General features: G+C 64.9%; 11 protein-coding genes. 2 read left to right on the top strand and 9 right to left on the bottom strand.

Translation table 11 applies throughout. From position 1 onward, the window contains the following. Window positions 1-31: 31 nt before the first annotated feature. The 4 genes from CLU87_RS07170 to CLU87_RS07155 all read right to left on the bottom strand — a co-directional run bounded on the left by CLU87_RS07170 (window position 32) and on the right by CLU87_RS07155 (window position 4,093). Window positions 32-865, bottom strand: coding sequence for an ABC transporter ATP-binding protein (locus tag CLU87_RS07170; RefSeq protein WP_099729985.1), 834 nt, complete (start codon window positions 863-865; stop codon window positions 32-34). 142 nt (window positions 866-1,007) lie between these two features. After that, entirely contained in the window at window positions 1,008-1,811 is an 804-nt protein-coding gene (locus CLU87_RS07165) for an ABC transporter permease (RefSeq protein WP_099729984.1), read from the bottom strand. A 13-nt stretch (window positions 1,812-1,824) separates the two neighbouring features. Further along, window positions 1,825-2,697, bottom strand: coding sequence for an ABC transporter permease (locus tag CLU87_RS07160; RefSeq protein WP_056067481.1), 873 nt, complete (start codon window positions 2,695-2,697; stop codon window positions 1,825-1,827). Window positions 2,698-2,986: 289 nt separating this feature from the next. After that, window positions 2,987-4,093, bottom strand: coding sequence for an ABC transporter substrate-binding protein (locus CLU87_RS07155; protein WP_056744284.1), 1,107 nt, complete (start codon window positions 4,091-4,093; stop codon window positions 2,987-2,989). A 303-nt stretch (window positions 4,094-4,396) separates the two neighbouring features. On the opposite strand from CLU87_RS07155, the gene CLU87_RS07150 reads away from it, so the two are divergent. Both CLU87_RS07150 and CLU87_RS07145 read left to right on the top strand, forming a co-directional pair. Further along, entirely contained in the window at window positions 4,397-5,254 is an 858-nt protein-coding gene (locus CLU87_RS07150) for a TauD/TfdA family dioxygenase (RefSeq protein ID WP_056067478.1), read from the top strand. A gap of 140 nt (window positions 5,255-5,394) precedes the next feature. Beyond that, entirely contained in the window at window positions 5,395-6,759 is a 1,365-nt protein-coding gene (locus CLU87_RS07145) for an LLM class flavin-dependent oxidoreductase (protein WP_056067476.1), read from the top strand. A gap of 56 nt (window positions 6,760-6,815) precedes the next feature. Here the strand turns inward: CLU87_RS07145 and CLU87_RS07140 are convergent, their stop codons facing one another. From CLU87_RS07140 to CLU87_RS07120, 5 genes are all read right to left on the bottom strand, one after another. Next, a complete protein-coding gene (locus CLU87_RS07140; RefSeq protein WP_099729982.1) occupies window positions 6,816-7,772 on the bottom strand; it encodes a universal stress protein in 957 nt (318 codons plus the stop codon). 123 nt (window positions 7,773-7,895) lie between these two features. Continuing rightward, the gene (locus CLU87_RS07135; RefSeq protein ID WP_099729981.1) at window positions 7,896-8,300 is read right to left on the bottom strand and encodes a GreA/GreB family elongation factor; all 405 of its coding nucleotides are present in this window, start codon (window positions 8,298-8,300) and stop codon (window positions 7,896-7,898) included. Window positions 8,301-8,693: 393 nt separating this feature from the next. Beyond that, entirely contained in the window at window positions 8,694-9,401 is a 708-nt protein-coding gene (locus CLU87_RS07130) for an SDR family oxidoreductase (RefSeq protein ID WP_099729980.1), read from the bottom strand. A 142-nt stretch (window positions 9,402-9,543) separates the two neighbouring features. Next, a complete protein-coding gene (locus CLU87_RS07125; RefSeq protein ID WP_099729979.1) occupies window positions 9,544-10,545 on the bottom strand; it encodes an NADP-dependent oxidoreductase in 1,002 nt (333 codons plus the stop codon). 205 nt (window positions 10,546-10,750) lie between these two features. Beyond that, window positions 10,751-11,359 (bottom strand): TetR/AcrR family transcriptional regulator, encoded by a 609-nt coding sequence (locus tag CLU87_RS07120; RefSeq protein WP_099729978.1) that lies wholly within the window; start codon window positions 11,357-11,359, stop codon window positions 10,751-10,753. Window positions 11,360-11,666: the final 307 nt, after the last annotated feature.

Below are 11,666 nucleotides of genomic sequence, written 5' to 3'. Positions count from 1 at the left end.
TCTCGGGGATCGGTAAAAGGGGAACAAACAATCAAACGGCAAATTGCCACTGCGCGGCAGGCGCCAGCTGCTCGCCGCGCTTGAGCGGCGGCTCGGCCAGGTCGGCCGCCGGGTGGCCAGAGAACTCGCGCAGCACGCTGTCCTTGATGGCGGTGAACGCGTGGGAGGTGCGCTCGCGCGGATGGGGCAGCCCCACCGGAACCGTGCGGCGGATGCGGCCGGGGCGCGGCTCCATCACGACCACGCGGTCGCCCAGGTACACGGCCTCTTCCACGTCATGGGTCACCAGGATCATGGTGATGCCCTCCTGCTGCCAGATGCGGTGCAGCTCCTGCTGCAGGTGGGCACGGGTCATGGCGTCGAGTGCGCCAAAGGGTTCGTCCAGCAGCAGGATGTCGGGCCGGTTGACCAGCGCCCGCGCAATGGCCACGCGCTGCGACATGCCGCCCGAGAGCTGGTGCGGGTAGGCGGTCTCGAACCCCTGCAGCCCCACCAGCGCAATGTGCTCGCGCACGGTGGCGCGCTGCTGGCCCTCGGTCAGGCTGGAATTGAGCAGGCCCAGCGCCACGTTCTTCTCGACCGTGAGCCAGGGGAACAAGCGGTGCTCCTGGAACACGATGCCCCGGTTGAGGCTGGTGCCCACAATGCGCTGGCCCTTGAGCAGGATCTCGCCCTGGTAATCGCCCTCCAGGCCAATCACCAGCCGCAGCAGCGTGGACTTGCCGCAGCCGCTCGAGCCCACGATGCTCACGAACTCGCCGGGCTCGATGGTGAGGTGGATGTCCTGCAGCACGGGCAGGGCTTCGCCCTTGACCTCGTACTGCTTGTTCAGGCCGCGAATGGCCAGGGTACCGGCGTGTGCCATGGTGTGTTCCTTTTCAAATGACGTTGTTCTCAGCAATGGCCCGCAACTGGCGCGGCCCAGGCCAGTGCCCCCGGGGAGCTGGCTTTGCCAGGCCCCTGGGGGCGTCCCCCTGAGGGGGATGGCGCGCAGCGCCTCAGGGGGCTCAATACCTTGCGATCGTGCGATCACGCCAGGCCAGCAGGCGCTTTTCCAGTGCGGCCAGCAGCGCGTTCAGTACAAAGCCCACCAGGCCCACCACCACCACGCCAAACAGCACCAGGTCCATCCAGAAATGCTCGCGCCCATCGATCAGCGTGTTGCCAATGCCCTTGCCCGAGGCCAGCAGGTATTCGGCCCCCAGCGTGGCCAGCCAGCTGTAGATGAGCGAGAGCTGGATGCCGGTGAACAGTGAGGGCGCGGCGGCAGGCGCCACCACACGGCGCAACGTTTGCCACACGCTGAACTCGTACACGCGGGCCACCTCCAGGTACTCACGCGGCACGCTGCGCAGGCCCTCCAGCGTGTTGAGCACCACCGGAAAGAACGCCGCCATGGCCACAAACGCTACCTTGGCGGTATCGCCCAGGCCAAACCACATCGACAGCATCGGAATCCACGCAAACAGCGAGATCTGCTTGAGCGTGTGGAACGTAGGCCCCACCAGCCGCTCGGCCCAGCGCGACCAGCCCAGCAGCGCACCCACCGCCAGCCCGATGCCGGAGCCAATGCCGAACCCCCAGGCCATGCGCCACAGGCTGGCCGACAAGGCCACCCACAGTTCGCCGCTGACAACCTGGCCCACACCGCGCTGCCATACGGCCAATGGCGATACCAGCAGGGGCGAATCGGACGCCCCCGAAGCCACCACCGCCCACCACACGGCCAGGATCAGCACGGGCAGCACCCAGCCCCGCAGGCGTGCGGGCACTTTTTGGAACACGTTGCGTTGCACGTTCACAGAAGACATTGGCACACCCCGTTCACAAGCCCGGCTTGCGCCAGCGCAGCAGCCAGGCCTCGGACACGGCCAGCAGCTTGTCGATCACAAACCCCACGATGCCCACGGCCAGCACGGCGGCCAGCACCACGTCCAGCTGAAAGAGCTGACGGCCATAGACGATGAGAAACCCGATGCCCTCGGACGATGCCAGCAGCTCCACCACCACCAGCGCCAGCCAGGCATGGGTGAGTCCATAGCGCACGCCGTTCCAGATGGGCGCCGTGGCTGCCGGAAAGACCACCTTGCGCAGCATCTGCCAGCGGGTAAAGCCATACACACGCGCCACCTCCACCAACCGGTTGGGCACGTTCTGAATGCCCTGGCAGGTGTTGATAGCCACCGGCACCAGGGCCGCCTTGGCGATCAGCAGAAACTTGAGCCCCTCGTCAATGCCCACCACCAGGATCAGCAGCGGCAGCCAGCCGATCACCGGCACCTGGCTGAAGGCCTTGAACAATGGGAAGAAGTAGTCACGGAATGTCGGCGACAGGCCCATGGCACCACCCAGCACCAGGCCCAGCGACAGGCCGATGCCAAAGCCCGCAAACACACGGACCATGCTGATGCGCAGGTGGTCCCACAACTCTCCGCTGGCCAGCAGCTCGCCAAACACCTTGAACACGGCGGCGGGCGGGGGCAGCACCTGCTCGGGCACCCAACCCCACAGGGCGGAGAGCTGCCACAGCGCCAGCACGGCCAGCGGAAAGGGCCAGGCCCAGAGCGAACGCCTCGCCCAAGTCCAGGCAGCGTTTTGCCTTGCCGCTACGGGGCGGCGTGTGGGGGCATCCGGCAGCGCGTCCAGCGGGCTCGCGGGGCCGCCTGGCCCGGCCGCGTTCAGTGCGGGTATCGCCATCTTTTGCATTTCCTTTGTGGGTGGTAGAGCTGCTACCACCTAGGGTGAGCGCAGCGCCATCAATAACAACCAAAAGAAATGTAAAAGACGTTTGTTATAAAAATAAATGGTTAATACTCATATGCAATGACAAAGATGTTTGCGGCATGAGCAGCGACGCCTGCGTTATGAGGTTGCCTCGGCGCAGGCACAAAAAACCCGCCGCGCACCAGGTGCGGGCGGGTTGCAACGAGCGGTGGTGAGCGGCTTTTCCGGGCTTGGACACCGTGGTTCGGATTGGAGACCTGCATCAAGGGGCGGCGACCAGATCCCCGTTGGCGCCATACACGGGCCAGTAGCTCTCCAGCTTCAGCTCCTTGAGAGCAGCGTTCAGATAGCGGCGGTCAAACCAGCTATCGATCTCTGGCTTCTTGCGGATGAGTTTGAGCTTGTGGGCCTCGTCAGCCGCGTCCTTGTAGCGCGCCACCAGAAAGGGGTCGAGCAGTGGCGACAGGCGCACGCGCAGCGGCTGGCCAATAAAGTCTTCGCGCCACACCTTCTCGGCGTACTCGGCCTTGCCCCACTGCGCAAACAGTTCGGCACGGCGGTTTTCGTCGGAATATTTATGGGCGTACAGCACCACCGTCTTGACCACGCGCTCCACCGCCTTGGGGTGGCGGGCGGCGAAGTCGTCGGTCACCAGTAGCGCCGTCTGGCGGGTGTACTTGTAGGAATCTTCCGCAGCCGACCACACCACCTTGGCCAGGCCCTGGTCACGCAGCTTGAAAAAACCCACATAGCCAAATGCGGCGTCGATGTCCTTGCTGACCAACGCCGCCTCAGCGCTGGGCAAATCCAGATTGAGCAGTTTCACATCGCGCTCGCTCAGACCCTTGTCGGCCAGCGCGCGCACAGCTGCCAGATGCAGGTTGGTGCCCTTGAACACGGCCACCTTGCGGCCCTTGAGGTCCTCCAGGCGGCGGATGTTGGAGTCGGGCGGCACCGCCAGGTAGAGCCCGCCGCGCACGCCACTGCCCAGAATGATCTTGGTCTTCACGTCACTGGCCCGGTGCACGATAGAGGGCAGGTCGCCCTGCCACGCAAAGTCCAGTTGCTTGTTGACCAGTGCCTCATTGACGGCCGGACCCGCGCCCTTGAAGAAGGTCCATTGCACCTTCACACCGTCCTTCTTGAACTCTTCTTCCAGCCCGCCATCGGTGTAGGCCAGCGCGGCCGAGGTGCCACCATGGCGCACCGGGTCGCTGCCCACACCGCCGGTGGCGATGCCAATGCGGATCACCTTCAGGGGATCTTGCGCCTGTGCGGCTGCGCTACCCGCCCACAGGCCCAGGGCCACCGCTGCGCTGGCTGTCGTGGCAGCCGCCCAGAGCGCTGTTTTCCATTGCGTTTTTTTCATCTGTCGCCCCTTCGTGCCTGTTGTTTTGCCTGTTGTTTTGCCTGTTGTTTTGCCTGTTGTCGTTCCGGTGTGCGTGTGCAATGTGCTGCACACATCGCCGATCACTTTAGGCAGGCCCTGCGCGGGGGCCAACGACCAAAAACAGATATCCAAATTTGCGGATGGCAGGCCCACGCGCGCCAGTGCAAGGCGCAGTTTTCCGACTATGCATATGCGAACTGCTTCGTTGATGCGCGCACTGCGCGCTGTCCCAATCGTGTGGGAGTTCTCTTTCATCACCCCACCGTTTCAGAAAGTAGCGCCATGTCCAAGATCAACGATTTGCACCCCACGTTCACCCGCTTTGCGGTAGAGCCTTACACCCCCACCATCGGGGCAGTCATCCACGAGCTGGACCTGCGCCAGCCCCTGGACGCCGCCACACAGGCCGAGCTGCGCCAGGCACTGGCCGTGCACGAGGTGCTGTTCTTCCGCGACCAGCACATCACGCCGCAGCAGCAGGTGGACTTCACCCGCAGCTTTGGCAATGTGGCCGAGGTGAAGGCGTTCTTCCCCCGGCTCGAGAGCCACCCCGAGATCGAGATCGTGGAGAGCACGGCCGAGCGCCCCAAGGCGTCCAACCAATGGCATGCGGACATCACCTGGCGCGAGCAACCGCCGCTGGGCACCAGCCTCTATGCACAGGTGATCCCGGCCAGCGGCGGCGATACGCTGTGGGCCAGCCTCACGGCCGCGTACGCCAGTCTGCCGCCCGCCTTCCAGGCTCACCTGGAAACGCTCACGGCCGTGCACACCTGGGAGATCAGCGGCTGGACGGAGTACCTGCTGCGCAAGGACGCCAGCGGCGAAGAACTGAAGGCCGCCCGCGCCAAGTACCCGCCCGTGGAGCACCCCGTGGTGCGCGTGCACCCCGTCACGGGCAAGAAGATCCTGTACGTGAACCCCACCTTCACCAGCCACATCAAGGGCCTGCACCGCACGCACAGCGATGCGCTGCTGACCCAGCTGTTTGCCCTGCCACAGGTGGCCGAGTTCCAGGCCCGCCTGCGCTGGGCGCCGGGCACGCTGGCCGTTTGGGACAACCGCTCCACCCAGCACTACGCAGTGGGCGACTTCTTTCCGCAGCACCGCAAGCTGCATCGCATCACTATTACCGAGTAGCCCCCCTGAGTCGCCTTCGGCGCCATCCCCCTTGGGGAGACGCCCCCCTGGCCTGGCAAAGCCGGTTCCACGGGTGCACTGGCCTGGGCCGCGCCAGTGTCGAAGGCCGCGAGCCATCTCCACAAGTTTTGGAATCTCACATGACCCAACCCGACACATCCAGAAAACTGCGCCTCGGCGCCTTCATCATGGCCACGGGCCACCACGTAGCCGCCTGGCGCCACCCGGGCTCACAGGTCGATTCGGGTGTCAACATCGATCACTACATCGAAGTCGCCAAAACAGCCGAACGTGGCCTGTTTGACCAGGTGTTCGTGGCCGACAGCCCCGGCGTGTGGCACAAGGGCGACCGCGAGTCCTTCAGCCGCCAGGGACGCATCTCGCACTTCGAGCCCGTGACGCTGTGGGCAGCGCTGTCGGTCGTCACCAAGCACATCGGCTTTGTGGCCACAGCCTCCACCACCTACGAAGACCCCTACCTGCTGGCGCGCAAGTTTGCGTCGCTGGACCACATCAGCAAGGGCCGGGCCGCCTGGAACGTGGTGACCACCAGCGCCGAAAACGTGCACGGCAACTTTGGCCTGGACACGCACCCGGACCCTGCCACGCGGTACGAGCGCGCCCACGAATTTGTGGACGTGGTCAAGGGGCTGTGGGACAGCTTTGACGACGACGCCCTGGTGCGCGACCAGGCAAGCGGCATCTACTTTGACCCCGACAAGCTGCACGCACTCAACCACGTGGGCAAACACCTCAAGGTGCAAGGGCCGCTCAATATCGAGCGCTCGGTGCAAGGCCACCCAGTGATTGTGCAAGCCGGCTCTTCGGAAGACGGCAAGGAACTGGCCGCCGCGACGGCCGACGCCATCTTCACCGCCTGGACCAGCCTGGCCGAGGCCCAGGCCTTCTACAAGGATGTGAAGGGTCGCATGGCCAAGTACGGCCGCAGTCCTGAAGAACTGCTGGTGCTTCCCGGCATCTCCCCCGTGATTGGCCGCACCGAGGCAGAAGCCCAGGCCAAGTGGGCCGAGCTGCAGGCCCTGATCCACCCCAGTGTGGGCCTGGCCACTCTCACCCCCTTCTGGCCCGGAGAGGACCTGTCGAAGTGGAACCTCGACGCACCTCCGCCGTACATCCCCGAGCCACCCAAGGGCATCAACAGCCGCGCCCACGTGGTGCTGGAGCTGGCCCGGCGAGAGAAGTACACCGTGCGTCAGCTGTACGAATACCTCGCCGGTGCACGCGGCCACTGGGTGGTGATCGGTACACCCGAGACCATTGCCGACCGCATGCAGGAATGGTTTGAGAACGGGGCGGCGGACGGCTTCAACGTGATGCCGCCTGTGTTGCCCCAATCACTCAACGAGTTTGTGGACCTGGTGGTGCCTGAACTGCAGCGGCGCGGCCTGTTTCGCACCACCTACGAAGGCACCACCCTGCGGGAGAACCTGGGCCTGGCAAGGCCCGCAAGCCGGTACACAACACTGCTCGCGAAGGCGGCCTAGGCATCATGCATGGCGAGCCCAATGACCTCGGCAGGGCTGTCCGCAGGGCTCCTTCGTCATGTGCCACCCTGCAGCGCCGCAGGGTTGGGATGGCTCGGCAGGCGCGGCTGGCCTGCCTTGACACGGCGCACGGGCAGATCGGTCGCCAGGCGTTTCAGGGCGGCCCCCCGGGATGCGGACTGAAAGCCGTGCGGTACCACCAGCACGTCCGTGCGGGCTTCATGGAGGATGCGTTGCGCAACGCTCTCGAACAGCCAGTCTGCGCACCGGGACGCGGGATGCTTGCCCACCACGATCAGGTCGGCCCCTGCCCCTTGCTGCGCCACCAGCACCTGCCGCGCCGGGTCGCCCCGGCCGATGGAGGATGAAAGCCGGTTGCGCCGCACATCGTACGAGTCGGTCAGCGTGAACATGCGGTCCTGCGCATGGCGCCTGCACTGCTCGCGGTAGATCTGGATGGCGCGTTCCGACACTTCGGCATAACGCAGCTTGCCCTCGTTGGCAGTGCTGACGGCATGGAACAGTTCCACACGTGCGCGGGGGTGGAGCGCGAGGCCCAGCTCCACCAGGCGATGCGAAGCCTGAGAAAAGTCCACCGCCACCATCAGGCTCTGGTAGGGCTGTGCCGCTGCGCTACGCACCACGATCACGGGGCGCTGGCAGGCACGGAGCAACTGGATCGCAGGGTGCGCGCCGAACCAGGCCCGCAACCCGCGCTGCGGGGCCATGCCCCACACCACAAGGTCGTGACCCGCTGCCGCGCGGGCGATATCCGCCACCGTGCAATCCATGCGTGTTCCGGAATGAACAGGAATCTGGTGGCGCTGCCGAATCTGCAGCGCATGGTGCGACAGTCGCACGGCCACGTCGGGTGGCGGCACTTCGCCGGGTTGGGAGAGATACACCAGCTGCAACGCAGCCCGATGCTCTGCGCCCAGCAGCGCCGCACGCGCCAGCGCGTGCCCTCCCTGTTCGGAGAAATCGGTGACGGCAAGGATGGAACGAGGGGTCATTAGGGTACGTCCTTCTGTGGTGAACAACGCGCACTCCTCCAACGGCTGCCATTGCAAGTGGCGCCGGTCTGGTGAGAAGTGATCTGGTGGTACGGCCCGCAGCGGGCCGGAATACGGAGGCGACTAGGTGAGGTAGTCGCCCGTGGCCTCGGGCTGGTACTGGATGCTTTCGATGGTGGCGGAGCACTCTTCGCCATGGGGCGTTTGCCAACGGGCCACGTCCCCGGCCCGCAAGCCCAGCAGGCTGATGCCCACCGGCGACAGCACCGAGATGAAGCCCGCCGCAGGCTCGGCGTCCTGCGGGTAGCACAGGGTCAGCACCTGGCGCCGGTGGGTGTGCTGGTCCACCAGCTCCACGCGTGAATTCATGGTGACCACGTCTGCCCGCACGGTGCGCGGGCTGGTGATATCGGCGTTGGCCAGCAGGTCATCCAGCAAGGGCGCAGGCCGGTTGCCGACCAGCTTGGTCAGGCGCGAATAGTCCAGGTCGGTGAGCGTGCGCTCGCCAGGGGTCACAACTGCATGCATACAAAGCACTCCATCGAATGCGGCGGTGCCCCGTGGGGACAAGACGGCCGCTACCGCGCTTGGCTGGTGCCCGGCGGTGGATGGTTGCGCTACAAGGGGATGAGGAGAGAGGGTGCCGCCGGGCTCAGGAATGTGCTGGCGTCAGCTGACGACGCGCGTTCTTCTTGGCCACCGCTCGCGCGCAGGCCGCTGCGCGGGGCAGCACAGCCAGGGCGGCAAAAGGGCAAACCAGAAGGGTCGTCATGGGCCCGAGTGTAGGCAACACGGGCGGTTCTGGGGGCAATAGCCCCAGGGTTCTTGCCAGATACCCGGCGGCTGGGTGGCCGATCTTTGTCGCCACCAGGGGCCACCCAGAGCGTCACGCCAGCTGGGTGGGCCCCCTGCGCGGCGTACTCAGGCCACTTGCGGCAGATAGCTGGGTCGCGTTGCGGTCATCGCGAGCTTGACATGCTGTGTGAGCTCATCGGCCAGCACCTCGTCCGCGCCTGCTTCCAGGCCATCCAGCGCGCGCCGCACGATCTGAACCGGGCTGGTCTTGGGCACGTCAAAGCCGCGCGTCAGGTCGGTATCCACATACGCCATGTGCAGGCCCAGGACCTGCGTGTTTTGCGAGGCCAGCTCATGGCGCAGTGCATTGGTGAGCGACCAGGCCGCAGACTTGCTGGCCGAGTAAGCAGCCAGCTCGCCGCCATTCACCCACGACGCCACAGACAGCACGTTGAGCAGCGCCCCGCCTCCGTTGGACTGCAGGACCGGGGCAAAGGCTTTGCTGACACGCAGCACGCCAAAGACATTGGTCTCAAAGATGCGGCGCATGACCTCTTCGCTGTCGGCCGCCAGAAACCCGCCGGGCTGGGCGATGCCCGCGTTGTTGATCACCAAACTCACGTCAGACGCCTGCGCAGCGGCGGCCGCCACCTCTTCGGGGTTGTTGACGTCCAGGCGCAAAGCCTGCACGCCGGGTTGCGGGACGATGGTGGACGGATCGCGCGCGGCGGCGTAGACCTTGCGCGCACCGCGTGCGAGCAACTCGCGAACAAAGGCCAGGCCAATGCCGCGATTGGCACCGGTGACGAGGACAACAGCGTTTTCGATCTTCATGGGAATCTCCTGGGTTGGGGTGGGACTGAACAGGGATATGCACGGGCTGTGCAAGGGATGGATATGGAGTGAGGGCTCGATAGGTGCGAGACGGACGCGAGACGGGTGCGAGACGGGTGCGAGGCAGCAGTAAGCGAGCAGCTCAGCGCACCTTGACGACGACCTTGCCCTTGGCACGGCCGGTTTCCACGTAGGCGATGGCTTCGTTGGTTGCGTCGAAGGGAAACACCTTGTCGATCACCGGGCGGATGGCCCCTGCATCCACCAGACGCGTGATCTCCTGCAGCTGGCTGCCCTGTGCACGCATGAACAGGAACGAGTAGCCAACGCCCAGCACTTGGGCACGGCGCCGGGTACCGGCGCTCAACAGCCGGAACACCATCCGCAAGAAGCCCGACGCACGAAGGGTTTTGCCGAATGCGGGATCGGGTGGGCCCGAGACGGAGACAAGTTGGCCTCCGCGCTTGAGCACGCGCAGGGACTTGGCCAGCGCCTTGCTGTCCTGGCTGTGCAGCACCACGTCATAGTTGCGCAGCACGTTTTCAAAATCTTGCTGGCGGTAGTCGATGACAACGTCCGCGCCCAGGCTTTGGACCAGTGCGGCACTGCCCGCGCCGGCGGTGGTGGCCACGGTGGCGCCCAAGTGCTTGGCCAGCTGGATAGCAATGCTGCCCAGCCCCCCCGATCCCGCCTGGATGAAAACCTTCTGCCCTTTGCTTACCTGGGCCTTCTCCACCAGCGCCTGCCATGCCGTCAACCCCACCAGAGGGATCGACGCTGCCTCTTCCATGGTCAGGCTGCGGGGCTTGAAGGCCAGCGAAGACTCCTTGACCGCAATCAGCTCCGCAAAGGTGCCGATGTGAAAGTCGTCCGCCCGGGCATAGACCTCGTCCCCCGGCTTGAACTGCTGCACGCGCGGCCCTACCCGCACCACCACGCCCGCCACATCGTGCCCGAGGACGAGCGGCATCTTGTAAGGCAGCAGGAGCTTGAACTCACCATCTCGGATCTTGGCGTCGAGCGGGTTGACGCCCGCTGCATGGACCTCCACCAGCACCTCATCGTCGCGCAGGGAGGGAGCAGGAACATCGGCAGGCCGGAGTACGCCCTTTTTGGCATAGCGATCCAGAACAAACGCTTTCATGGGGTTTCCTTTGCTGCAAGGGATTGCATGGCTGCACAGCAACGCCACGCGGACTGGCGAGGCTTCACCAAAAACGCCGTCCCTCCATGACGCACCAGATGCTGTGAAGGGGTTGGGCCGTTATTTCGCATGATAAACATCATATGTAATGATAAAAAAATGCGTGCCATCGCACGATCATGAAGAGGCTGGGTGTGAATCCGCGTTATGCCGTTTCCGCCGGCAACAGGTGCTTGAGCGCGGCTTCGCGCAGGCTGTCGGACAGCGCGGCGTCGTTCACAGCACGGGCAAGCACGAGCGCTCCCACCATGGTGGACAAGGTGACAAGCGCTTGCTCATGCGTTTCTGGCTGGCCCCACTGGGGTGACTGGCGCGCAATCAGATCGACCATTTCCTTGATGTGCCGGGTGGAGACGCGCCGCACCTCAGGCGACTGGCGCGAGGTTTCGGAGCCCAACGCGGCCAGAGGGCAACCCGTTTCGATGCTCTCGACATGTTCGCGCGAAAGGTAGGCCTTGAGCACGGTTGCCATCGCCTGCGAGGCGGGCTCCCCCGCCACAGCGCCCGCCACCGTCGCCACAGACTGAGCGCACGCCTGTGTTGCAGCTTCGGCCAGCATGGCCTCGCGAGACTCGAAGTGCGCATAGAAGGCGCCATGCGTCAGGCCTGCTTCCTTCATGATGTCCGCAACCCCGGTGCCATGGTAGCCCTGGCGACGGATCGCCCGCGCCGCCACCGACACGATGCGCTCATGGGTCGCTTCTTTGGCGGCGGCTCGGGCATTGGACTGTTTATTTCGCATGATGTTTATCATACATAAACCCACCATTCAGCGCAACTGCGCTTGGTCTATGGGGTTGAACACACGCCCGTGCATCGTTCCGCCTCCAAAAAAACAGGCCCCTGCGGGGCCTGGAATACGAGCAGCGCCATGAACAGGCACGTGGTGGATGGTCAAAAAGAAGGCGGGCTGCGGCTGTATTGATGAACCCCCAGCCCTCCCCTCATGCGATGCGACCGTTTCCAAACGAGCTATTCGCCCGTCGCAGTCTTCGTCCAAAGCACCGCAGGCCCCCGCACGCAGCAGGTCGCTTCAACCGCCCGCTTTGCGCGCAATTCAG

Origin of the sequence: Acidovorax sp. 59 (assembly GCF_002754175.1) — a bacterium.
GTDB lineage: Bacteria > Pseudomonadota > Gammaproteobacteria > Burkholderiales > Burkholderiaceae_C > Acidovorax > Acidovorax delafieldii.
Note: the sequence above shows the minus strand (reverse complement) of the source record. Positions and strands in the feature narration are given on the sequence as shown.

Coding starts and splice junctions, on each gene's coding strand:
- CLU87_RS07170 (WP_099729985.1), bottom strand. CDS start 865: ATGGCACACGCCGGTACCCTGGCCATTCGCGGCCTGAACAAGCAGTAC.
- CLU87_RS07165 (WP_099729984.1), bottom strand. CDS start 1,811: ATGTCTTCTGTGAACGTGCAACGCAACGTGTTCCAAAAAGTGCCCGCA.
- CLU87_RS07160 (WP_056067481.1), bottom strand. CDS start 2,697: ATGGCGATACCCGCACTGAACGCGGCCGGGCCAGGCGGCCCCGCGAGC.
- CLU87_RS07155 (WP_056744284.1), bottom strand. CDS start 4,093: ATGAAAAAAACGCAATGGAAAACAGCGCTCTGGGCGGCTGCCACGACA.
- CLU87_RS07150 (WP_056067478.1), top strand. CDS start 4,397: ATGTCCAAGATCAACGATTTGCACCCCACGTTCACCCGCTTTGCGGTA.
- CLU87_RS07145 (WP_056067476.1), top strand. CDS start 5,395: ATGACCCAACCCGACACATCCAGAAAACTGCGCCTCGGCGCCTTCATC.
- CLU87_RS07140 (WP_099729982.1), bottom strand. CDS start 7,772: ATGACCCCTCGTTCCATCCTTGCCGTCACCGATTTCTCCGAACAGGGA.
- CLU87_RS07135 (WP_099729981.1), bottom strand. CDS start 8,300: ATGCATGCAGTTGTGACCCCTGGCGAGCGCACGCTCACCGACCTGGAC.
- CLU87_RS07130 (WP_099729980.1), bottom strand. CDS start 9,401: ATGAAGATCGAAAACGCTGTTGTCCTCGTCACCGGTGCCAATCGCGGC.
- CLU87_RS07125 (WP_099729979.1), bottom strand. CDS start 10,545: ATGAAAGCGTTTGTTCTGGATCGCTATGCCAAAAAGGGCGTACTCCGG.
- CLU87_RS07120 (WP_099729978.1), bottom strand. CDS start 11,359: ATGATAAACATCATGCGAAATAAACAGTCCAATGCCCGAGCCGCCGCC.